Origin of the sequence: Agromyces sp. S2-1-8, assembly GCF_021129215.1 — a bacterium.
Lineage (GTDB): Bacteria > Actinomycetota > Actinomycetes > Actinomycetales > Microbacteriaceae > Agromyces > Agromyces chromiiresistens.
In genome coordinates this window covers 2018462-2040554 of record NZ_JAJOLP010000001.1, presented here as the reverse complement: position 1 = coordinate 2040554, position 22093 = coordinate 2018462, and the positions used below count along the sequence as shown (strand labels likewise).

At 73.1% G+C, this 22093-nt stretch carries 15 protein-coding genes and 1 riboswitch; of the genes, 8 read left to right on the top strand and 7 right to left on the bottom strand.

The features are described 5' to 3' along the window. Window positions 1-111 precede the first annotated feature (111 nt). The 3 genes from gcvP to gcvT all read right to left on the bottom strand — a co-directional run bounded on the left by gcvP (window position 112) and on the right by gcvT (window position 4631). Window positions 112-3000, bottom strand: a complete 2889-nt coding sequence (gene gcvP, locus LR269_RS09330) for an aminomethyl-transferring glycine dehydrogenase (RefSeq protein ID WP_231430488.1) — start codon at window positions 2998-3000, stop codon at window positions 112-114. A gap of 12 nt (window positions 3001-3012) precedes the next feature. Next, window positions 3013-3384 (bottom strand): glycine cleavage system protein GcvH, encoded by a 372-nt coding sequence (gene gcvH, locus LR269_RS09325; protein WP_231430487.1) that lies wholly within the window; start codon window positions 3382-3384, stop codon window positions 3013-3015. 71 nt (window positions 3385-3455) lie between these two features. Then, window positions 3456-4631 (bottom strand): glycine cleavage system aminomethyltransferase GcvT, encoded by a 1176-nt coding sequence (gene gcvT / locus LR269_RS09320; RefSeq protein ID WP_231430486.1) that lies wholly within the window; start codon window positions 4629-4631, stop codon window positions 3456-3458. A gap of 164 nt (window positions 4632-4795) precedes the next feature. Beyond that, a riboswitch (glycine riboswitch) is annotated at window positions 4796-4908 on the bottom strand. 156 nt (window positions 4909-5064) lie between these two features. Between gcvT and LR269_RS09315 the strand changes: the two genes are divergently transcribed. Next, complete coding sequence (locus LR269_RS09315) at window positions 5065-8298, top strand: hypothetical protein (protein WP_231430485.1); 3234 nt, start codon at window positions 5065-5067, stop codon at window positions 8296-8298. A gap of 45 nt (window positions 8299-8343) precedes the next feature. Here the strand turns inward: LR269_RS09315 and LR269_RS09310 are convergent, their stop codons facing one another. Both LR269_RS09310 and LR269_RS09305 read right to left on the bottom strand, forming a co-directional pair. Further along, window positions 8344-10323: a multicopper oxidase family protein gene (locus LR269_RS09310; protein ID WP_231430484.1), complete on the bottom strand. Its 1980-nt coding sequence runs from the start codon at window positions 10321-10323 to the stop codon at window positions 8344-8346. 34 nt (window positions 10324-10357) lie between these two features. Beyond that, window positions 10358-10840, bottom strand: coding sequence for a DUF6220 domain-containing protein (locus LR269_RS09305; RefSeq protein WP_231430483.1), 483 nt, complete (start codon window positions 10838-10840; stop codon window positions 10358-10360). A 205-nt stretch (window positions 10841-11045) separates the two neighbouring features. On the opposite strand from LR269_RS09305, the gene LR269_RS09300 reads away from it, so the two are divergent. The 6 genes from LR269_RS09300 to LR269_RS09275 all read left to right on the top strand — a co-directional run bounded on the left by LR269_RS09300 (window position 11046) and on the right by LR269_RS09275 (window position 18540). Next, entirely contained in the window at window positions 11046-11750 is a 705-nt protein-coding gene (locus LR269_RS09300; RefSeq protein WP_231430482.1) for an NUDIX domain-containing protein, read from the top strand. Beyond that, the gene (gene nadA, locus LR269_RS09295; RefSeq protein WP_231430481.1) at window positions 11747-13081 is read left to right on the top strand and encodes a quinolinate synthase NadA; all 1335 of its coding nucleotides are present in this window, start codon (window positions 11747-11749) and stop codon (window positions 13079-13081) included. Before LR269_RS09300 ends, nadA begins: the two co-directional genes overlap by 4 nt. 1 nt (window position 13082) lies before the next feature. After that, entirely contained in the window at window positions 13083-14735 is a 1653-nt protein-coding gene (gene nadB / locus LR269_RS09290; RefSeq protein WP_231430480.1) for an L-aspartate oxidase, read from the top strand. Next, complete coding sequence (gene nadC / locus LR269_RS09285) at window positions 14735-15658, top strand: carboxylating nicotinate-nucleotide diphosphorylase (protein ID WP_231430479.1); 924 nt, start codon at window positions 14735-14737, stop codon at window positions 15656-15658. Before nadB ends, nadC begins: the two co-directional genes overlap by 1 nt. Then, window positions 15655-16800 (top strand): cysteine desulfurase family protein, encoded by a 1146-nt coding sequence (locus LR269_RS09280; RefSeq protein ID WP_231430478.1) that lies wholly within the window; start codon window positions 15655-15657, stop codon window positions 16798-16800. The genes nadC and LR269_RS09280 overlap by 4 nt, the downstream gene beginning before the upstream one ends. Before the next feature lie 201 nt (window positions 16801-17001). Then, complete coding sequence (locus tag LR269_RS09275; protein ID WP_231430477.1) at window positions 17002-18540, top strand: MDR family MFS transporter; 1539 nt, start codon at window positions 17002-17004, stop codon at window positions 18538-18540. 66 nt (window positions 18541-18606) lie between these two features. Here LR269_RS09275 and LR269_RS09270 read toward each other — a convergent pair whose 3' ends face one another. Next, window positions 18607-20241 (bottom strand): substrate-binding domain-containing protein, encoded by a 1635-nt coding sequence (locus LR269_RS09270; protein ID WP_231430476.1) that lies wholly within the window; start codon window positions 20239-20241, stop codon window positions 18607-18609. A gap of 245 nt (window positions 20242-20486) precedes the next feature. Here LR269_RS09270 and LR269_RS09265 point away from each other — a divergent pair, with 245 nt between their 5' ends. Further along, entirely contained in the window at window positions 20487-21155 is a 669-nt protein-coding gene (locus tag LR269_RS09265) for a phosphoribosyltransferase (RefSeq protein ID WP_231430475.1), read from the top strand. Window positions 21156-21168: 13 nt separating this feature from the next. On the opposite strand, the gene LR269_RS09260 is transcribed toward LR269_RS09265, so the two are convergent. Then, window positions 21169-21996, bottom strand: coding sequence for a putative protein N(5)-glutamine methyltransferase (locus tag LR269_RS09260; protein WP_231430474.1), 828 nt, complete (start codon window positions 21994-21996; stop codon window positions 21169-21171). Window positions 21997-22093 lie beyond the last annotated feature (97 nt).

The following is a 22093-nucleotide window of genomic DNA, read 5'->3' as shown; positions in this document are numbered from 1 at the left end:
CGGTGGTCGCGACGAGGGCCATCGAATGTCGCCGTCTCCGCCCGACGCATCCGCTCCAGAGGAGACCGACGGTCGGAACGGCAACACTCGTGGGCGGGACACCCGAGCGGGCTACGCGAAGGCCTCCACCGGCGGGCAGGCGCACACGAGGTTGCGGTCGCCGTAGGCCTGGTCGATGCGGCGCACCGGGGCCCAGTACTTGTTGCGCACGAGGGAGCGCACCGGGTAGACCGCCTGCTCGCGGGTGTACGGGTGGCTCCACTCCCCCGCGATGGCCGACTCGGCCGTGTGCGGGGCGTTCCGCAACGGGTTGTCGTCGGCCGGCCACTCGCCGCGGCCGACCGCGTCGGCCTCGGCCTTGATCGCGACCATCGCCTCGACGAAGCGCTCGAGCTCGGCCAGGTCCTCGGACTCGGTCGGCTCGACCATGAGGGTGCCCGCGACCGGGAACGACATGGTCGGCGCGTGGAACCCGTAGTCGATGAGGCGCTTGGCGACGTCGTCGACGGTCACGCCGGTCTCCGCCGTGAGCGGTCGCAGGTCGAGGATGCACTCGTGCGCGACGAGCCCGTTCTCGCCCGTGTAGAGCACCGGGAAGTGCTCGCGCAGGCGCGACGCGACGAAGTTCGCCGCGAGCACCGCCGTCGCGGTCGCCTGCTTGAGGCCCTCCGAGCCCATCATGCGCACGTACGCCCACGAGATCGGCAGGATCGACGGGCTTCCGTACGGCGCCGCCGAGACCGGTCCGCCGCCGTGCACGAAGCCGCCGGCGTGGTCGGCGCGCTGCGCCATCGGGTGGCCGGGCAGGTAGGGCGCGAGGTGCGCCTTCGCCGCCACCGGCCCGACGCCCGGGCCGCCGCCGCCGTGCGGGATGCAGAACGTCTTGTGCAGGTTGAGGTGCGAGACGTCGCCGCCGAAGTCGCCGAAGCGCGAGTAGCCGAGCAGCGCGTTGAGGTTCGCACCGTCGACGTACACCTGCCCGCCGGCGTCGTGCACCGCCTGGGTGATCTCCTTCACCTCGTGCTCGTAGACGCCGTGCGTCGACGGGTACGTGATCATGAGGGCCGCGATCGATGCGGCGTGCTCGGCGATCTTCGCGCGCAGGTCGTCGAGGTCGACGTTGCCGAGCTCGTCGGTCGCGACGACCACGACGCGCATGCCGGCGAGCACCGCCGACGCCGCGTTCGTGCCGTGCGCGCTCGAGGGGATGAGGCACACGTCGCGCTCGGCCTCGCCGTTCGCACGGTGGTAGCCGCGGATCGCGAGCAGGCCCGCGAGCTCGCCCTGGCTTCCGGCGTTCGGCTGCAGCGACACCGTGTCGTACCCGGTGACCTCGGCGAGCCACGACTCGAGCTGCTCGACGAGCCCGAGCGAGCCGACGACGTCGGCCTCGGGCGCGAACGGGTGCAGGTTCGCGAAGGCGGGCCAGGTGACCGCCTGCATCTCGGTCGCCGCGTTGAGCTTCATCGTGCACGAGCCCAGCGGGATCATGCCGCGGTCGAGCGCGTAGTCGCGATCGGCGAGCTGCTTGAGGTACCGCATCATCTGCGTCTCGGAGTGGTGCGTGTTGAACACCGGGTGCTCGAGGTACGGCGAGGTGCGGCGGAGCGCCTCGGGGATGGCCGTCTCGGTGATCGCGCCCTCGAGTTCGCGCTCGTCGGGTCCGCCGAACGCCTGCGCGACCCGGTGCAGGTCGTCGAGCGTGGTCGTCTCGTCGACCGACACGTACACGGTCGCCTCGTCGGCCTCCCACAGCAGCACGCCGAGCTCGCGACCGCGGGCGACGACGTTCTTCGCGAGGCCCGGCACGTGCACCGCGAGCGTGTCGAAGTAGGCGTCGTGCGCGACTCGCTGGCCGAGGTCCTCGAGCCAGCCCGCGAGCAGCCTCGCCTTGCCGGCGGTCTGGGTGGCGATCGCGCGGATGCCGCGGGGCCCGTGGTAGACGGCGTACATCGAGGCCATCACGGCGAGCAGCACCTGCGCGGTGCAGATGTTCGACGTCGCCTTCTCACGGCGGATGTGCTGCTCGCGGGCCTGCAGGCTGAGGCGGTAGGCGGGGTGGCCCGCCGCGTCCTGCGAGACGCCGACGAGGCGGCCCGGCATCTGCCGCTCGAGGCCCTTGCGCACCGCCATGTAGCCGGCGTGCGGTCCGCCGAATCCCATCGGCACGCCGAAGCGCTGCGAGGTGCCGACGGCGACGTCGGCGCCGAGCTCCCCGGGGCTCGTGATCAGTGCGAGCGCGAGCAGGTCGGCGGCGACGACGGCGAGCGCGCCCTGCGCCCTCGACGCGGCGATCACCGTCGACGGGTCCCACACCCGGCCCGAGGCGCCGGGGTACTGCACGAAGATGCCGAAGTGCTCGCCGAAGGCGGAGGCGTCCGTGTTCTCGGTGAGATCGACCTCGAGCAGCTCGATGCCGACCGCCTCGGCGCGCGAGGCGAGCAGCGCCTTCGTCTGCGGCAGCGCATCGGCGTCGACGACGAAGCGATTCGCCTTCGACTTCGAGCCGCGGCGGGCGAGCAGCATCGCCTCGACGACGGCGGTGCCCTCGTCGAGCATCGACGCGTTCGCGATGTCGAGGCCCGTGAGGTTCTCGACCATCGTCTGGAAGTTGATGAGCGCCTCGAGCCGGCCCTGGCTGATCTCGGGCTGGTACGGCGTGTACGCCGTGTACCAGCTCGGGTTCTCGAGCACGTTGCGCTGGATCACCGCGGGAGTGATCGTGCCGTAGTAGCCGAGGCCGATGAGCGGCGTGCGCACCGTGTTCTGGGCGGCGAGCGCCGCGAGCTCGGCGAGCGCTTCGCGCTCGGTCGCCGCCGCGGGGATGGCCGAGTTCAGCACCTCGCCCATGCGGATCGACGACGGCACGGCCGCCGACATGAGCGCGTCGAGCGAGTCGTAGCCGAGCTCGGCGAGCATGAGCGAGTGGTCGCTCGGCGAGGTGCCGATGTGGCGGCGCCCGAAGGCGTCGAGGTCGAAGGCCGACGAGGGCGAAGTCATCCGGGTGGTTCCTTACTCTCCGGTGAGGGCGACGTACTCGTCGCGGGTGAGCAGCTTCGGCAGGCTCGTGACCGTGACCTTGAGCAGCCAGCCCTCGCCGAACGGGTCGCTGTTCACGAGCTCGGGCGCGTCGACGACGGCCTGGTTCGCCTCGGCGACCTCGCCGCTCAGCGGGGCGAAGAGCTCGCCGACCGACTTCGTCGACTCGATCTCGCCGACGACGTTGCCCTCGGTGATGGTCGAGCCGGCGGCGGGCAGGTCGACGTAGACGACGTCGCCGAGCTTCTCGGCGGCGTAGTCGGTGATGCCGATCGTCGCGACGTCGCCGTCGACGACGACCCACTCGTGCTCTTCGGTGTACTGCAGGGCGTTGAGGTCGGTCATGGGGTGCTCCTTGTGGTTGGGATGACTCGGGGTTCGCGCCGCCCGCCCGTGCCGGGCCGGCGGCGCCGGGATCAGGAGGCGCGCTTGTAGAACGGCAGCGCGACGACGGTCGCGGGGATGCGCGTGCCACGCACGTCGACGAAGAGCGACGTGCCGTGCTCGGCGAGGCCGGGACTCACGTACGCCATCGCGACCGGGTGGCCGAGGGTCGGCGACAGCGCGCCGCTCGTGACGATGCCGACGCGAGCCGCATCGGCACCCTCGCCGTCGAACACCTCGTAGTCGGCGCGGGCGGCACGGCGCCCCTCGGCCGCGAGGCCGACGAGCACGGGCGCGTCGTCGGCGGGACCGCGTTCGATCGCGGCGCGACCGACGAAGTCGCCCTCCTTCGAGAGGGCGACGACGCGACCGAGGCCGGCCTGCACGGGCAGGATGTCGCGGCTCAGCTCGTGGCCGTAGAGCGGCATGCCCGCCTCGAGTCGGAGGGTGTCGCGGCTCGCGAGGCCGCAGGGCACGACGCGGGGACCGCCGGTCTCGGTCAGGGCCGCCCACAGGCGCGACGCCAGCTCGGGCGCGACGTAGAGCTCGAAGCCGTCTTCGCCGGTGTAGCCCGTCCGCGCGACGAGCACCGGCTGCCCCTCGAAGGTCGCCGGGAACGCCCGGTAGTACTTGAGCGCGGCGATCTGCGCGTCGAAGTCGTCCTGGTCGTTGCCGGGGCCGTCGACGCCGAAGCCGGGCGTCTCGAGCAGCACGGCGCGTGCGTCGGGTCCCTGCAGCGCGACGAGCGCGATGTCGTCGCTCTCGTCGGAGACGAGGGTGTCGAAGCCTGCGGCGCGGGTGCGCAGCTCGTCGGCGACGACGGCGGCATTCGAAGCGTTCGCCACGACCATGTACCGGTCGTCGCCGGTGCGGTAGACGACGAGGTCGTCGATGATGCCGCCGTCGTCGGCGAGCAGCAGCGAGTACTTCGCCTGGCCGACCTCGATCGCCGACAGCTTGCCCGCGAGCGCGTGGTCGAGCGCTGCAGCGGCCTCGGGGCCGACGAGCACGATCTCGCCCATGTGCGAGAGGTCGAAGATGCCCGACGTCGTGCGCACGGCATGGTGCTCGGCGAGGTCGGACGAGTAGCGCACCGGCATCTGCCAGCCGGCGAAGTCGGTGAAGCTCGCACCCGCGGCGCGGTGCACGGCATCGAGCGGGCTCCGTCGCTCGTCGGCGGGGATGGTGGTACCGGGGTCGTTCGTCACGAGTTCTCCAGACTGGCCGACGGACGGTGTCGGCGCGGTCGCGATTCGTGCGGCGGATGCCGCATGAGAACTCCCCCTCTGTCATGAGCCTGAGAGTTTCACGCGATGACGCGCTTTCACCGTGGGCGGCCCCGCGCGCATCGCGGGGCACTTTTCAGAGCGGCCTCGTCATCGCGGTGTGTGACCTGAGAGATTGGCAGGGAGGCTTGCTCCTTCGGTGCCGGGCGGCCCTGTTCGATGGAACTGAACGAGGCTCCGGCTCTCCCGCGACGCGTCGATGGCCCGGTATGAGGTTGTACCGTGATCCTAGCAGCGCCCGACCGGGCGGGCCGATGGTGTCCCCCTTCGCCCCCCGTACGCGGTACGGACGGCGATGTCCGCCGGGCGATAGCCTCGTCGCAACAGCAGGTTCGAGCTTGGGCGGGTGGTGCTGGTGACGCAAGCCTCGGGCGCGCGCGCGGCGGTGCAGGACGACGCCGCCGGAAGCCGCGACGACGTGCCGCGACCGACGTGGCCGGGCATCGGCGACGCGGTGTGGAGACGGGTCGGCCGCGTGCTCTCCCTCGCCGCGACCGTGCTGCTCATCGCCGTGGCCCTCGCCGAACTCGATCGGCTCATCGCGAGCGTCCCCGACGCCGACGGGCGGAGCCACTCCCTCAACCTCGTGCTCGGTCCGCTCGGGCCGTTCCAGCACGAGAGCTGGGCGGCCTGGGCGCACATGCCATGGCATGCCGACCTCGGCGTGTGGATCGCACTGTCCGCCGTGCTCGACCTCGTCATGGTGGCGGCGTACGCGACACTGCTCCGCGGCCTCGTGCGGCAGGCGCCGCGCCGGGCGCAGACGGTGCCGAGGATCGCCCTCATCGCGATCGTCGGGGCGGAGGTGCTCGAGGACGCGCTCCAGCTCGTCGCCGGACTCACCGTCGCGAACGGCCTCGAGGCGGCATCCGGTGCGGTCGGCGGCGTGCTCGTCTGGGCCACGGTCATCAAGGTGCTCGGGTTCGTCGTGTTCGGGGTGGCGGTGCTGCGGATCACGGCGTACCGGAGCTGGCTCGCCAACCGGATCGCCCGGCTGGGCCGCGCGATCTGGGTGCACCGCCTGGCCGCCCTCGCCATCGTCGTCCTCCTCGTGCTCGCCTGCATCCCGGCCGCCGACCTCCTCGACCAGCTGCCCGACGTGCAGCGCCAGTGGGCCGACGGCCCGATCGGCGCCGTGCACGGGTTCGCCGCGATCGTCGCGATGCTCGTCACGGGCGCACTCGCGCTCGCGCTCGGGCGCCGCCGCACCCGCTACATGATCGAGACCCGGGTGAACGGGTGGGTCGGCCGGCCGACGCCCCGGCCGTTCGATGCGGCATTCCCGTGGCTCATCGCACCGGTCGCCCAGATCGGCCTCGCGATCGCGACTGTCGCGATCGTCGGACCCGTCGATCCTGACGGGGCGTTCCCCGTGCACCTGCCGACCTTCCTCGCCGTGCTCGTCGTCGAACTGGTCATCGCCGGCCTCGCCGCGATCGGCGCCCGCTGGGTCGCACGTCACCCGGAGCAGCCCAGGCCCCTGTCGGTCGAGCGGGCGAGCGACAGCTGGATCGTCGGCGACTCGCTCTCCGCCGTCGTGCTCGTCGTCGGCGCGGTCGGCGTCGTGCGCTCGTTCCTCGTACCGCTCGTGCTCGGCGGCTCCGCGACGTCCGTGGCGGGTTGGCTGCTGGTGCCCGTGTCGGCCGCCGTCGCCGTGCTCGCGCCGATGGCCGTCATCGGCTTCGCCGACCGCACCTCGTGGGGCGGGCGCCTGCTGCGCGCGGGGCGTCTCGACCCGACCGACCACCGCTCGGCGAAGGACGGCAACGTGTCGCGCGCCATGCTCGTCGAGTGGATCGCGCTCGGGGTCGGCTCGGTCGCCCTCGTCGCGGCGATGCTCTGGCCGGCGCAGCTCGGCGCGGCGCTCGGCGCCGTCGCCGTCGTGCTCCTCGCACTCGGCGCCTGGGTGGCGGTGCTCGGCTCGTTCACGCTCATCCTGCAGGCACGGGCGCTCATCGCGCCCTTCCGCTGGCTCAACATGAAGGCGAGCCCCGTGATCGCGCTCGCCCTCGTGATGCCGCTCGCGATCAACGTCGCCCTCTCGGCCGTGCCGTGGGGGCTCTCCGACACGGCCCTGCACCGGGTGCACGTCTCGAACGAGGACTCCGCCCGCAACCTCGTCGAACCCGACGCGCTGGCCCAGCGTCTCGGCGACCTCCGATCGGAGAGCGCCTGCACCTACGAGGCCGAGGACGGGACACGGATCCGGCCGGTGTTCCTGATCGCGTCCGAGGGCGGCGGCATCCGGGCCGCCTACTGGACCGCCTCGGTGCTCGACGCGCTGCCGGGCTGCGCCGGGAAGTCCGGTCTCGTCGCGAGCGGGATCAGCGGCGGCTCGGTCGGACTCGCGCTCGCCAGTTCTGCGGGCACCAACCCGCAGGACGCCGACGGATCGCTCGTCGACTCGGCCGCGCGGCTCTCGGCGCCGGGCGCCGTGTCGACTGCGGCGCTCGCGCTCGTCGTCGGCGATGCGGTCGCGGGCGGGTGGGGCGTGCACATGCCGTCGTACCTCGATTCGTCTGAGACCGACGACGACGGCTGGCGCTGGCGGGATCGCGCCGCGCTCATCGAATCGTTCTGGGAGCAGGGCACGGCCCTCGGCGAGCCGTTCACGAACGACATCGACCCGCTGACGGGGGCGTTGCTCATGAACTCCGCCGACGTCGTCACGAAATGCCGGCTGCTCGTGCAGCAGGCGCCCGTCACCGCCGAGCGGGCGGCGTCGGACTTCGCACCGGTGGGCGGCGCGATCGGCCCGTGCGACGCCACCGGCGGGCTGCCGTCCATGCTGCAGTTCGGCGAGCTGCCCGGAGTCGACGGCGCGCAGGACGCGGCCGACTGCCTGGCGGGCCTCGACTGGTCGACGGCCGCCATGCTGTCGGCGCGCTTCGCGGTGATCACCCCGACCGGCAGCATGCCGGGCACGGGTCCGTGCCGCGACGTGGGCGGTCGCGCCGGCGCCCAGTTCGTCGACGGCGGGTACGTCGAACCGACGTCGCTCGCGACGATCGCCGACATCGCCCCGGCACTCATGAAGGTCTTCGCCGCCGTGAACGACGATCCGGCGTCCGACACCAAGCTCGTTCCGGTGCTCCTCTACCTGCGCAACTCGCAGGGCTACGACCTCGTCACCGACGTCACGAGGGCCGAGGCCGAACCGCTCGCGCCGATCACCGGCAATGCGGCACGGGTCCGGCTCACCGCGCAGGACGCGTGGATCCAGCGCATCGCGCTCACCCTCCCCGAGGCCTGTCCCGAAGGCGATGCCGCGTGCGCCGCGGCCGTCGACACCCTGATCGGCGACGAGGGCCGGATCGACGGCGGCGTCGTCGTGGTCGCACCCGCCTCCGAGCCGGCCGTCGTGCCCCCGCTCGGCTGGGCGCTGTCGTCGGCGAGCCGCGATCGGTTCACCGAGGCGCTGAGCACCGCCGCGCACTGCGGACAGGACTCGTTCGGCGAGCTCGAGGCCGCGAGCAGCCACTACCCCGGCCTCGACGAGCTGCCCCGGCTCTTCGAGCGCGACGGCGACGTCCGGGCCCTCCGCGACGACATGTGCGACCGGATCGCCGCGCAGCGCACCTCCGAGTGACCGGCGCGCCGGCGAGACATCCTGCCCCGCCGGCCCGCACCGCGCTCATTCCGGTCGGTTGCCGTGCCCGTCGTGCTCGAACGGGCTCGTGACGCCCTCGTAGGCGAGCGTCATCATCATTCCCTCGGCGGCGTGCTCGAGGTTGTGGCAGTGGTCCATCCAGATGCCGGGATTGTCGGCGACCAGGAGCACCTGCCACACCTCCCCCGGCCGAACGTCGACCGAGTCCAGCCGGAGCGGGGCACCGGTCGCGACGACCCCGTCGCGGGAGAGCACGAGCACGTGGTGCCCGTGCACGTGCATCGGATGCGATTCGAACCCGCGGTTGACGATCGTGAGCCGCACGAGGTCGCCCTCGCGCACCGACACGGGATCGATGTGCGGGAACACTCGGCCGTCGACTGTGTAGGCGTACTTCGGCGCACCGCCGACGAAGCGCGGCAGGCGGTCGAGCACGAGGCGCGCGTCGACGTCGGGGGTCGCCGCCGCGAGACGCACGGCGGCCGGGTCGGGCGCGCCGTACGACAGCAGGTCGAGCTCGGGCGCGGCCGAGGGCACCGGCATCGGAACCGCCGACGCGGTGTCACCGGCAACGGCGAGCGCCGGTCCCGAGGCATCCCCCTCGCCCGGCAGGAAGACGAGTCCCGCCTCGCGGGACCGGTCGACGCCGAGCGCGACGCGGGCGTCCGGCATCGTGAACTCGACGTCGATCCGTCCGCCGGCGGGCAGCCTGAGCGAACGATCCGCGACCTCGGCACCGCCGGCCAGGTCGCGGCCGTCGACCGCGACCACGGTGAACGGGACCCCCTCGAGTCGCGCAGCGAGCGGTTCGAGATCGGTGTCGGCGAGCCGCACCCGCACGCGCGTGCCCGGTGCGACCTCGCGGGTCTCGGCGTGCGCGTGCTCGCCGACGACGACGTGGGAGCCGAAGGTGTGCACGGGCGCGGAGACGTCGAGCGTCCCGGCGCCGTCGGCCGGCCTCGGGGGGTCGGCCGGTTCCACGACGAGCATGCCGTAGAGCCCCTTGCGCACGCCCTCGGCCGAACCCTGATGGGTGTGGTACCAGTACGTTCCCGGCTCGTCGGCCACGAAGCGGTAGTCGAACGAGTCGCCGGGCAGCACGGCGTCCTGCGTGACGCCGGCGACGCCGTCCTCCCCGTTCGGCACGTCGACGCCGTGCCAGTGCAGCGTGACCCCGGCGGCGATGTCGTCGTTGCGGAGCTCGACCTCGACGAGGTCGCCCTCGCGCACGCGGAGCTCCGGGCCGGGGACCTGCCCGTCGAACGTCCACGCGTCGATCGTCGCCCCGTCGTCGAGCACGACGAGCGAGCGCTTCGCGGTGAGGGTGAACCGGTCGGTGCGGCGGCCGGGGTCGGCCGGCGTGCTCAGGTCGGCGACCGAGACGGATGCCTCGGCGCCGGCGCCGGCCGACGCGCCGGCCGCGACGGCGTGGTGGCCCGGGGCCGCCTCGAGGCTCGGTGGCGCGGTGTCGGCGAGCCATACCCAGCCGATCGATGCGCCGACGGCGAGGCCGGCGAGCGCGGCGAACCCGGTGACGGTGCGGCGGCCCCGCCCGTCGACGACGGCCCACGTCGCACCGATCGCGAGCGCGACCACCGCGAGCAGGACGACGGTCGGCACGACGCGCACCGGCCCGCCGATGATCCAGGTCTCGGCCGCCGCCCCCGCGACCGCGATGACCGCTGCGATGAGCGCGATGCGCGTCGCGGGGTCGTCGGTGCCGTCGGCTCCGTCGGCGCGGCGGCGGCGACGACCGATGGCGGCCAGACCCGCGACGCAGCCCGCGAGCGCGAGCGGGACGCCGACGAACAGCTTCTCGTCGGCGAACGCGACGTCGCGCACGGCGAGGCCGGCGGCGATCGCGGCGGCGCCCACGACGGCGAGGCATCCGCCCGCCGCGAACCAGCGGGCGTGCCGTGCACCGGTCGTCGCGGCGGCCGCCCAGAGGCCGGCCGCCGCGATGATCACGATGCCGTACAGGGCGAGGAGGGCCGCCGTGCTCATCGTGGGGTCCTCCTCGCCGTGGTGGCTGCGCAGGTCAAGCGACGCTCGTCGGCTGGGCCTGTTCGACCACGGTGTCGGTGGTCGGCTGCGACGACGCCGAGCCCTCGCGAACGAGCTTGCGCGCCCGGAAGAACAGCGCGACGCCGAGCACGATGATGAGTGCGCCGTTGAGGCCGTGCAGGCTCACCATGAGCATCGCCGGCAGCGGCGGGGCGGCGCTCTCCGGCCCGATGCCGAAGATCACGCCGGTCAGGATGAAGATGAGCAGCTGCAGGACGGTCAGCAGGAACACGGTCACCGTCATCCAGATCGTGCGCTTGCCGGCCCTCGCGAGCGCGGCGAACGCGATCATGGCGAGGGCGAGCACGCGAAGCACGATCTGCCCGTTGATGCCGTGCGCGCTGAACGCGTTCTCGTCGCCGGTCTCCATGCCGAACGTGCCGAATGCGGCGAGGTACACCTGCAGCATCGAGTCGACGATGAACAGGACGGTGGTCACGAGGAACGCCTTCTTCATGGCGCGCCTCCTCTCTGGTCGGGTGGGGATGGTGTCGGGACCCATCGAGCGTGCTCGCCCCCGGGCGCCCGGGCATCAGTGCCGACCCCGATCCCGGGTCAGCGGCGTCACCGAGTTCGCGTTCTGGTCAGAGTGACTGTAAGCTGTCGTCGACCGCAGTTCGAGTCAGACTGACCTGAACTCTCCGAATAGAAGGACCGCTCGCATGCCGCAGCCCCACGACGCCCAGATGCGCCTCGCCGTGTCGACGGTGATCTTCGCGCTGCGGCCGGACGCCGCCGGGCGCGCGGTGCTGTGGACTCCGCTCGTGCGCCGCACCCGCGAGCCGCAGCTCGGGCTCTGGGCACTGCCCGGAGGCTGGCTTCCCGTCAACGAAGAACTCGAGGTCGCCGCGGCGCGCACCCTGCGCGCGACGACGGGCCTCGCGCCCAAGTACCTCGAGCAGCTCTACACGTTCGGCGAGGTCGACCGCTCCCCCGACGCGCGCGTCGTCTCGGTCGTCTACTGGGCACTCGTGCAGAGCGACGAGGCGGCTCGCGCCGTCGCCGGGCCGAACGTGCGCTGGGTGCCGGCCGACACGCTGCCCGGGCTCGCGTTCGACCACAACCGCATCGTCGAGTACGCGCTCTGGCGGCTGCGCACCAAGGTCGAGTACACCGAGCTCGCCCACTCGTTCCTCGGCGAGACCTTCACACTCGCCGAGCTGCGCGAGGTCTACGAGGCGGTGCTGCAGCGGCCGCTCGACCCGGCGAACTTCCGACGCACCATGATCGCGTCGGGCCGCCTGCGCGAGACCGGCGAGCTGCTCGCCGGTGCGGCGCACCGCCCGCCCAAGCTGTACCGCTACGACGCCTCCGTCCGCACGGCCGGGGCCCGAGAACCGTTCCAGAGCGAGAGGCCAGCCTCATGACCATCACGACGCCGAGCATCCGCCGCGAGGCATCCGTCGACCGCAGCCTGCAGCTCATCGCTTCGGGCGCCGCGCCGGGGGCGAGCTGCGCACCCGAACTCGCCAAGGGCCCGTGGGAGTTCGACTCCGGCCCCGCCGGCTACGGCCCGGGCGCCTCGATGGGCGACGTCATCCCGACCGGGTCGCCGCGGCAGGGCGCGCTGCCCGAAGAATACCGGCTGGCCTCCGACGACGAGCTGCACGAGCGCATCCGCGCCGCGAAGGCGACGCTCGGCGACCGGGTCGTCGTGCTCGGCCACTTCTACCAGCGCGACGAGGTGGTGCAGCACGCCGACTTCGTCGGCGACTCGTTCCAGCTCGCGAACGCCGCGCTCACCCGGCCCGACGCCGAGGCGATCGTCTTCTGCGGCGTGCACTTCATGGCCGAGACCGCCGACCTGCTCTCCCGGCCCGACCAGGCGGTCATCCTGCCGAACCTCGCCGCCGGCTGCTCGATGGCCGACATGGCCGACCTGTCGAGCGTCGAGGAGTGCTGGGAGCAGCTCGCCGACGTCTACGGCGACCTCGACGCGGTGGACGCCTCGGGGCGGGTGCCCGTCGTGCCGGTCACCTACATGAACTCGTCGGCGGCGCTCAAGGGGTTCGTGGGCCGGCACGGCGGCATCGTCTGCACCTCGTCGAACGCCCGCACGGTGCTCGAGCAGGTCTTCGAGCGCGGGCAGCGCGTGCTGTTCTTCCCCGACCAGCACCTCGGGCGCAACACGGCCAAGGCCATGGGGGTCGCGCTCTCGCAGATGCCGATGTGGAACCCCCGCAAGCCCCTCGGCGGGAGCACCGTCGACGAGCTCGCCGACGCGAGGGTGATCCTCTGGCACGGGTTCTGCTCGGTGCACAAGCGCTTCACCGTCGACCAGATCGCCGAGGCGCGCGCGACGCACCCGGGCGTGCAGGTCATCGTGCACCCCGAGTGCCCCATGCCCGTCGTCGACGCCGCCGACGCCGCGGGGTCGACCGACTTCATCGTGAAGGCGATCGCGGCGGCGCCCGCCGGTTCGACCTTCGCCATCGGCACCGAGATCAACCTCGTGCAGCGCCTGGCCGCCGAGCACCCCGAGCACACCATCTTCTGCCTCGACCCGGTCGTGTGCCCGTGCTCGACCATGTACCGGATCCACCCCGGCTACCTCGCATGGGTGCTCGAGGAGCTCGTCGAAGGGCGCGTCGTCAACCGCATCAGCGTGCCCGCCGATGTCGCGGATCCCGCGCGGCTCGCGCTCGAGCGCATGCTCGCGGCGAAGCCGCCGGCACCGACGCCCGCTCCGGGAGCCTGAGATGACGAGCGTGCTCGTCGTCGGCGGTGGCATCGGCGGCCTCTGGGCCGCCGTTCGGGCCGCCGACGCGGGGGCGGGCGTCGAGCTCGTCACGAAGACCGAGCTTGCCGAGACCAACACCCGCTACGCCCAGGGCGGCATCGCCGCGGCGCTGTTCCCCGACGACTCGGCCGAGCGGCACCTCGCCGACACGCTCGCCGCCGGCGCGGGTCTCGCCGACCCCGAAGCGGTGCGCGTGCTGTGCGACGAGGGGCCTGCGCGGGTGCGCGACCTCATCAGGTTCGGCGTCGCGTTCGACCGCGGCGAGTCCGGGCTCTCGCGCGGCCTCGAGGCGGCGCACTCGCGAGCCCGCATCGTGCACGCGGGCGGCGACGCGACCGGTGCGGCGATCGAGGCCGCGCTCGTCGACACGGTGCGCCGGCGTGCCGTGCGCATCGACGAACGCACGATGCTCGTCGACCTGCTCGTCGAGCCGGGCGACGACGGTCGTCCCGCCGTCGTCGGCGCCCGGCTGCTCGACGAGCACGGCGCGCTCGTCGAACGACGCGCCGACGCGGTCGTGCTCGCGACCGGCGGCAGCGGATGCCTCTATCGGCATACGACGAACCCCGACGTCGCGACCGGAGACGGCGTCGCCGCGGCGTGGCGCGCCGGAGCCGCGGTCGCCGACCTCGAGTTCACCCAGTTCCACCCGACGGCCCTCGCCGCGCCGGGCACACCGCTCATCTCCGAGGCCGTCCGGGGCGAAGGCGCGGTGCTGCGCGACGCCGCGGGCGCCCGGTTCATGGCGGACGTGCACGCCGACGCCGAGCTCGCCCCGCGCGACGTCGTCGCCCGCGCCGTCTGGCGTCGCATGACCGAGCAGGGCGGCGAACCCGTGCGACTCGATGCGACCGCCCTCGGCGCGGCGTTCCTCGCAGAACGCTTCCCCGGGCTCGACCGGGTCGTGCGCGAGGCGGGCTTCGACTGGGCGCGCGAGCCGGTGCCCGTCACCCCGGCCGCGCACTACGCGATGGGCGGCATCGTCACCGACCTCGACGGCCGGTCGAGCCTCCGCGGTCTCTACGCGGTCGGCGAGTGCGCCCGCACGGGCGTGCACGGCGCGAACCGCCTCGCGTCGAACTCGCTGCTCGAGGCGGCCGTCTTCGGCGAGCGCGCCGCCCGCGCGATCACGGGCGGCGGCGCATCGCAGTCCGCCTCCCCGTCACCGTCTGCCGCACCCGCTGCGCGGCGCGCCGACGCGGCCTCCAACGGCGCGCCGTCGGAGCGTTCCGACGACTCGATCGGACGGCGCGGCGGCGTCGCCGACGGAGACGGAAGCGGAACCGGCTCGGGCGAGCGCACCCGCCTCGCTGGTGCGCCGGTCGAGCGCACCGCACTGCAGGAGCTCATGTGGCGCCGTGTCGGGCTCGAGCGCGACGCGCGCAGGCTCGCCGAGGCATCCGCGCTGCTCGACGCGTGGGACGCCCCCGCCCCCGTCGATCGCCGCCGCGCGGAGGACCGCAACCTGCTCGACCTCGCCCGACTGACCGTCGCCGCAGCGCTCGCGCGCCGCGCGAGCATCGGCGCCCACTTCCGCACCGACGACCCGCGCGCCGCGACCACCGCCGACCGGACGCGCACCACGACCCCCGACCTCGAGGAGGCCGCCTGATGACCGACACCCGTGAGATCGAGCGCATCGTCACCGCAGCCCTCGACGAGGACGCCCCCTGGGGCGACCTCACCGGCGACACGCTCATCCCGGCCGACGCGACCGCGACGGCCGAGCTCGTCGCACGCGAGCCCGGCGTGCTGAGCGGCATCGACGTGTTCGCGGCGGCATTCCGCCTCGTCGACGCGCGCATCGCCGTGGAGCCGCTCGCGCGCGACGGCGAGCCCTTCGCGGCCGGTGCGGTGCTCGCCCGAGTGCAGGGTCCGTCACGGGGCATCCTGCGCGCGGAACGCGTCGGGCTCAACCTGCTGCAGCGCATGTCGGGCATCGCGACGCTCACGGCCCGATACGTCGCGGCGGTCGCCGGCACCGGCGCGCGCATCGTGGACACCCGCAAGACGACGCCGGGCCTGCGCAGCCTCGAGCGCCAGGCCGTGCGCGACGGCGGCGGGCGCAACCACCGCCGCTCGCTCTCCGATGCGATCATGGCGAAGGACAACCACCTCGCGGTGCTCACGGCCGGCGGCGTCGACCTCGCGACCGCGCTCCGCGAGGCGCGCGACCGGATGCCGCACACCGCGCACCTCGAGGTCGAGGTCGACCGCATCGACCAGATCGCGCCCGTGCTCGCGGGCGGGGCCGACACGATCATGCTCGACAACTTCACGACCGACGAGCTGCGCGCGGGCGTCGCGCTCATCGACGGCCGCACGATCGTCGAGGCGTCGGGCGGGGTGAACCTCGACACGGTCGCCGCGATCGCGGCGACGGGAGTCGACGTGATCTCGGTCGGCGCGCTCACCCACTCGGTGCGGTCGCTCGACCTCGGGCTCGACGTGGTGGTGGAGAGCGCCGCCGCCGGCGCCGCCCCCGCTGCCGCTGCCGCCCCCGCTGCCGCTGCCGCTGCCGCGAGGCATCCGTGATCTTCCTCGATCACGCGGCGACGACGCCCGCGCGCCGCGAGGTGCTCGAGGCGATGTGGCCGTACCTGACGGGTGCGTTCGGCAACCCGTCGAGCCGGCACGGGCTCGGCGACGAGGCGGCGCGGGCGCTCGCGGCCGCCCGGACGGCGGTCGCCGAGGCGATCGGCTGCCGGCCCGGCGACGTCGTCTTCACGAGCGGCGGCACCGAAGCCGACAACCTCGCGGTCAAGGGCCTCGCGCTCGCGGATCCGCGGGGCCGGCACGTGGTGGTCTCCCCCATCGAGCACGAGGCCGTGCTCGAATCGGCCGCCTACCTCGCCCGCCACCACGGCTTCGACGTCGACGAGGTCGCGGTGGACGCCGGCGGGCGCACGACACCCGACGCCCTGGCGGCCGTGCTCCGGCCCGACACGACGCTCGTGTCGGTGCAGCTCGCCAACAATGAGATCGGCACCGTGCAGCCCGTCGCGGAACTCGCACGACTCGCCCACGGCGTCGGTGCCCTCGTGCACACCGACGCGGTGCAGGCAGCCGGCCGGCTGCCGCTCTCGCTCGACGCGCTCGGCGTCGATGCGATCTCGCTCGCCGGCCACAAGATCGGAGCCCCGAAGGGCACCGGCGCCCTCATCGTGCGGGGCCGGCTGCCCCTCGAGCCCGTGCTGCACGGCGGCGGACAGGAGCGCGGGCGCCGGTCGGGCACCGAGAACGTCGCCGGTGCGGTCGCGTTCGCCACGGCCTTGCAGCTGGCCGAGGCCGAGCGCGCCGAGGCCGTCGAGCGCATCGGCGCGCTCGGCGCGCGGCTCACCGCGCGCGTGCTCGCCGAGGTGCCGGAGGCCCGGCTCACGGGCGACCCCTCCGACCGGCTGCCCGGCACCGTCTCATTCGTCTTCCCCGGCACGAGCGGCGAGGCGGTGCTGCTCGAACTCGAACGCGACGGCGTCATCTGCTCGAGCGGCTCGGCCTGCGCCGCAGGACGCGACGACCCGTCGCACGTGCTGACGGCGATCGGCGTGCCCGCCGAGCTCGCGCAGACCGCGGTGCGGTTCACGCTCGGTTCCGCGACCACGCCGGCCGAGATCGAGGATGCCTCGGCCGCCGTCGCGCGGGCCGTGTCGGCGGTGCGCACTATCGTGAGGCCCTGATCGATTCGACACCGGTCGCCGCAGCCGCGGCGACCGGCACGGGCTTCGCAACGCGACTGTTTCCATGCATTCCGATCCATCTCCGAATCCGGGAATAGCGCGTCGCCCGTACCGGGTTGACCCACCTGTCCGCTTCTTCCGCACCTTCACGTCTCGACGCACGTTCCGGCGCGCTCCGCGCCGATCTCGATTGGAAACTCTGTGACCGAACGCGCCGTATCCGACCTCGACCCCTCGACCGCCTCCACTCCGGCCGTCGACGCCGACGCCGCGGCCCAGGACGCCGCGGTCGTCGCCCATCAGCCCGCCCACGGCGCGAGCAACACGCGCGTCATCTGGCTGCTGCTCGCCGCGACCTTCGTCGTCTTCCTCAACGAGACGATCATGGGCGTCGCGATCCCGCATCTCGTCGACGACCTGCACATCACGCTCTCGGCGGCACAGTGGCTGACCACGGCCTTCATGCTGACGATGGCCGTCGTGATCCCGATCACGGGCTTCCTGTTGCAGCGGTACCCGACCCGTCCCATCTTCATCACCGCGATGAGCCTGTTCTCGGCCGGCACGCTGATGGCCGCGCTCGCACCGGGCTTCGAGGTGCTCCTCGGCGCCCGTGTCGTGCAGGCCACCGGCACCGCCATCATGATGCCGCTGCTGATGACGACGCTCATGACCCTCGTCGCCCCGTCCGACCGCGGCCGGTTCATGGGGCGCGTCTCGATCGTCATGTCGGTCGCACCCGCGATCGGGCCGACGATCTCGGGGCTCATCCTGAACTACCTGACCTGGCGGTTCATGTTCTGGCTCGTGCTGCCGATCGCACTGGTCATGCTCGTCATCGGCATCCGCCGCGTCACGAACGTGAGCGAGACGCGCAAGCTGCCGATCGACGTGTTCTCGGTGATCCTCTCGGCGTTCGGCTTCGGCGGCCTCGTCTACGGGCTCAGCCTCGTCGGCGGTGTCGTCAGCGGTCGCAGCGCGGCCGACGCGACGGCCATGTGGGTCTCGCTCGCCGTCGGCGTCGCCGGCATCGCCGCGTTCATCGTGCGTCAGCTGATGCTGCAGCGCCACGACCGCGCCCTGCTCGACCTGCGCACGTTCACCTCGCGCAACTTCGCGCTGTCGGTCGCGCTCATGGTCGTCATGATGGCGGCGCTGTTCGGCACGATCATCCTGCTGCCGATCTACCTGCAGGACGTGCTCGGGCTCGAGCCGCTCTACACGGGTCTCCTGCTCCTGCCCGGCGGCCTCATCATGGGCCTGCTCGGGCCGACCGTGGGCCGGCTCTACGACCGGTTCGGTCCGACGCCCCTGCTCGTACCGGGCTCGATCGTCGTGTCGGGCGTGCTGTGGAGCCTGACGCTGGTCACCGACCACACGTCGCCCTGGCTCGTCCTCGTCGCGCACATGGTCATGTCGGCGGCGCTCGCCTTCATGTTCACGCCGCTGTTCACCTCGGCGCTCGGTTCGGTCGAACCGAGGTTCTATTCGCACGGCTCGGCGATCGTCGGCACCGTGCAGCAGGTCGCGGGCGCCGCGGGCACGGCGCTCTTCATCACCGTGATGACGTCGCGCGCAGCGATCGCCGAGGCGAACGGCGCCTCGACCGTCGCGGCGAACGCGGCCGGCATCAGCTCGGCGTTCATGGTCGGCGCGATCCTGTCGCTCGTGGCGATCGTCGGCGCGTTCCTCGTCCGCCGCCCGGCCGACATGGAGCAGGGGGCGCCGGTGGGCCACTGAGCCGCGGTACGTCCGAAGGGCGAGGGAGCACCGCTCCCTCGCCCTTCGTCGTCGGGCGCGCCGCCGTCAGCCGCAGTTCGGGCGGCAGCTGCGCTGCGAGAGCGCGTCGACGAGCACGGTCGAGAGGTCTTCGGGCTCCGTCGCCGAGTACGCGGCGCCCTGCGTGGCCTGGGCGATCTGCTGCATCGCCGCGAGGTCGGTGTCGGGCCCGAAGCCGATCATGATCACGGGCACGGGCTTCGCCGGGTCGTCCAGCTTCTTGAGCTCGGCGAGCAGCGTGTCGAGGTCGATGCCGTTCTCGTCTTCGTTGCGCCCGTCGGTGATGAGCAGCACCGAGTTGACCTTCTCGGGGTCGTACGACTCGCGCACGCGCTTCACGGCCGCGAGCGTCGTGTCGTAGAGGCCGGTCGCCCCACCGAGCCGAGCGGGCAGCGACTGGATGATGCCGGCGATCTGCTGGGTGTGGGCGGCGTCGGCGAGCGGCGCGATCGGCGAGACGTCCTCGTAGTCGAGGTCGCCGTTGCGCGCGGTGGAGAAGAGCCAGACCCCGAGCTCCACCTCGCCCGAGAACTTCTCCATGGCCCCGAGCGCCGCCTGCTGGAAGACGTCGATGCGTCGCAGCCCGTTGGCCGCCGGCTCCTCCATCGACCCCGACACGTCGATCACGGTCAGCATGCGCGAGCGCAGCGTCAGCACGCTCCAGGCGCGCAGGATCTCGAGCTGGGCCTGACCGTCGGTCGCCGGCTCCGCGCCCGGGCCCGAGGCGCCGACCCCGGCGAGGTCGAGCTTCCCGCTGCCGTCGGGCGCACGGAAGCCGTGCTTCGCGAAGGTCTTCGCCCCGTCGGCGAGGGCCGCCTCGAAATCGCCGAGCACCTCTCGCTTCGACTTCTCGAGGGTGAGATGCACGAAGGGGTAGTCGAGCGCGACGGTGCCGTCGGCCGGGTACGCGGCGACGAGCGGCTCGGCCGGCTCTTCGCCGTTGTACGCCGCGACCTGCGCCTCGCTCGTGACGACGACCGCCGGAGCCTCACCCACACCGAGCGAGCCGAAGGCGGCGCTCGTCGACGCGGGGATCGACTTGCCGAGCGCGAGCATCGCGCCCGCGAACTGCCGCGGATCGTCGGGCGAGGCGTGGCCGCGCAGCGCGAGGAGGCCCGCGAGGCTCGCCGCGGATGCCTCGGGGTCGGGCAGGATCGTCGGCAGGGTGCCGCGCAGCACCCGCGACCAGCTGACCGGCTCGCTCGCCAGCGCCGTGGCGTCGGTCGCCGCGGCGGCGAACACGATCGGCGTGGAGGCGACCGACCCGCCCGCCTCGACGACGGGGGGCGCCTGGCCGAGCGATGCGGCCGTCGCATTCATGCGATCGAGCCAGACACTCGATTCGGGCACCCAGGCGTCGGCTTCGATGGTGCCCGATGCGAGGACTGCGGACGTGTCGGCCGAGTCCTGCGGGGTGACCTTCGTCGTGACGCAGTTCTCCGACGCGCGGTCGAAGCGATCGGCGATCTCGGCGACCGCCGGCGCGATCGACCGGTCGGCGACGACGACGAGCTTCTGGGGGTCGTCGCAACCGGCCTCGGCGGAGGCGAGCAGCGGGTCGAGGTGCCCTCCGACCCAGAGGAAGACGCCCGTGCCGACGACGGCGACGACGGCGACCGCCCCGACGACGGACATGACGAGATTGCGGGCAGGCTTCTTCACCGGCGCCGCGACAGTATGACGTCCCACGGGTTCTCCAAGTGACGGGGTTGGGGGCCCGCCGAATCCTTGAACGGGTTCGCCCCGAACCGGGGAGCCCGGGGGAAGGATTTGCACCAGTGTAGGCGACGAGCCCCTGAACACGAAGTCCCCTCGGCTTTCACGGCGCCGGGCAAGGGGTTGACGCTACTGCCGCGTCGGGCTAATCAGGAGAGTGCAGCCACCCACGAGGCATCCTGGCCGTTCTCATGGAGCATTTCGCGAACCGCGTCGAGGCGGGCGGGCGACTCGCCGCCCGGCTCCTCGAACGGTCGCGCTCCCAGGCGTCAGCGGCGCTGCACGACCCGGTCGTGCTCGGGCTGCCGCGCGGAGGCGTGCCGGTCGCCGCACCCGTCGCCGACGCGCTCGGCGCCCCCCTCGACGTGCTCGTCGTGCGCAAGCTCGGCACGCCGGGACAGCCCGAACTCGCGATGGGCGCGATCGGCGAGGAGGGCGCACTCGTGCGCAACGACGACGTCATCGCGTCGGCGCGCGTCGACCGTGCGCGATTCGACGCCGTGCTCCAGCGCGAACGGGCCGAGCTCGACGCACGGGTGGCGCGCTTCCGCGGCGGTGCGTCGCCGGTGCCGCTCGCGGGGCGCGCCGCGATCGTCGTCGACGACGGCGTCGCCACCGGCGCGACGATGCGCGTCGCCTGTCGCGTGGCCCGTGCCCGCGGCGCCGCCCGGGTCGTCGTCGCCGTGCCGGTCGCCGCGCCCGACAGCCTCGCGGCGCTCGAGGCCTCGCCCGAGGTCGACGAGGTCGTGTGCCTCGCGGCACCGCCGGGATTCATGGCGGTCGGCATGCACTACCTCGACTTCGCCCAGACCGGCGACGACGAGGTCGCGCGCCTGCTCGCCGAACGCCGGCGACCATGACCGCGCGGCGTGGTCAGCCTCGCGGGTCGGTCGCCCGCGGGCGGCGGCCGACGACCACGACCGTGTCGTCCTCGTCCGTGTCGTCGGCCCGCACCGATCGCGGTTCGAGGCCCCCGGCGCGCATGAGCTCGGCCGCCGTGTCGGACTGCCACTCGCTCGTCTCGATGAGCAGGCTCCCGCCCGGCGCGAGCCACTCGCGCGCGGATGCCACGACCCGGCGATGCACGTCGAGCCCGTCCCGCCCGCCGTCGAGCGCGACCACCGCCTCGTGCTCGCGGGCCTCGGGCGGCATGAGCGCGATCTCGTCGGTGGGCACGTACGGGGCGTTGACCGCGAGCACGTCGATGCGGCCCGCGACCCCGGTGGGCAGGGCGTCGTAGAGATCTCCCTCGAACACGCGCCCGCCGCGCGGCTCGAGGTTGCGTCGGGCCGCGCGCACCGCGACCGGGTCGAGGTCGGCGGCGTACAGGTCGACCTGCGCCGCCGTCGCGGCCACGACGGCCCCGATGGCGCCCGCTCCGCAGCAGAGGTCGACGACGATCGCGGGGCGTCCGTGCGACCTCGTCGCCTCGCGCGCGATCCCGGCGGCCTCTGCGGCGAGCAGCTCGGTGCGATGCCGCGGCACGAACACGCCGGGTTCGACGGCGAGCCGGAGCCCGGCGAACTCGGCCCAGCCGAGCACGACCTCGAGCGGCTCTCCGGCGACTCGGCGGACGACGAGCGCCTCGAGCTCGACGTCGTCGTCGGTGGCGGCCGCCAGCAGCTCGGCCTCCGCCTCGGCGAAGACGCAGCCGGCCGCGCGGAGGCGGGCGACGAGCATGGGATCCGGATCGGCGGGCATTCCCGAAGCGTAATACGGGTGGCGCACCCTCGCGTCATGCCGTATGGTGCTCGACATGACCGCGTCGAACCGCAACTGGTGGCCCGCCTCCTAGGCG

Bases quoted from the DNA above. Each gene is read 5' to 3' on its own strand.
- LR269_RS09265 (WP_231430475.1), top strand. From the start codon at position 20,487: ATGGAGCATTTCGCGAACCGCGTCGAGGCGGGCGGGCGACTCGCCGCC.
- LR269_RS09300 (WP_231430482.1), top strand. From the start codon at position 11,046: ATGCCGCAGCCCCACGACGCCCAGATGCGCCTCGCCGTGTCGACGGTG.
- nadA (WP_231430481.1), top strand. From the start codon at position 11,747: ATGACCATCACGACGCCGAGCATCCGCCGCGAGGCATCCGTCGACCGC.
- nadC (WP_231430479.1), top strand. From the start codon at position 14,735: ATGACCGACACCCGTGAGATCGAGCGCATCGTCACCGCAGCCCTCGAC.
- gcvH (WP_231430487.1), bottom strand. From the start codon at position 3,384: ATGACCGACCTCAACGCCCTGCAGTACACCGAAGAGCACGAGTGGGTC.
- LR269_RS09305 (WP_231430483.1), bottom strand. From the start codon at position 10,840: ATGAAGAAGGCGTTCCTCGTGACCACCGTCCTGTTCATCGTCGACTCG.
- LR269_RS09260 (WP_231430474.1), bottom strand. From the start codon at position 21,996: ATGCCCGCCGATCCGGATCCCATGCTCGTCGCCCGCCTCCGCGCGGCC.
- nadB (WP_231430480.1), top strand. From the start codon at position 13,083: ATGACGAGCGTGCTCGTCGTCGGCGGTGGCATCGGCGGCCTCTGGGCC.
- LR269_RS09310 (WP_231430484.1), bottom strand. From the start codon at position 10,323: ATGAGCACGGCGGCCCTCCTCGCCCTGTACGGCATCGTGATCATCGCG.
- gcvP (WP_231430488.1), bottom strand. From the start codon at position 3,000: ATGACTTCGCCCTCGTCGGCCTTCGACCTCGACGCCTTCGGGCGCCGC.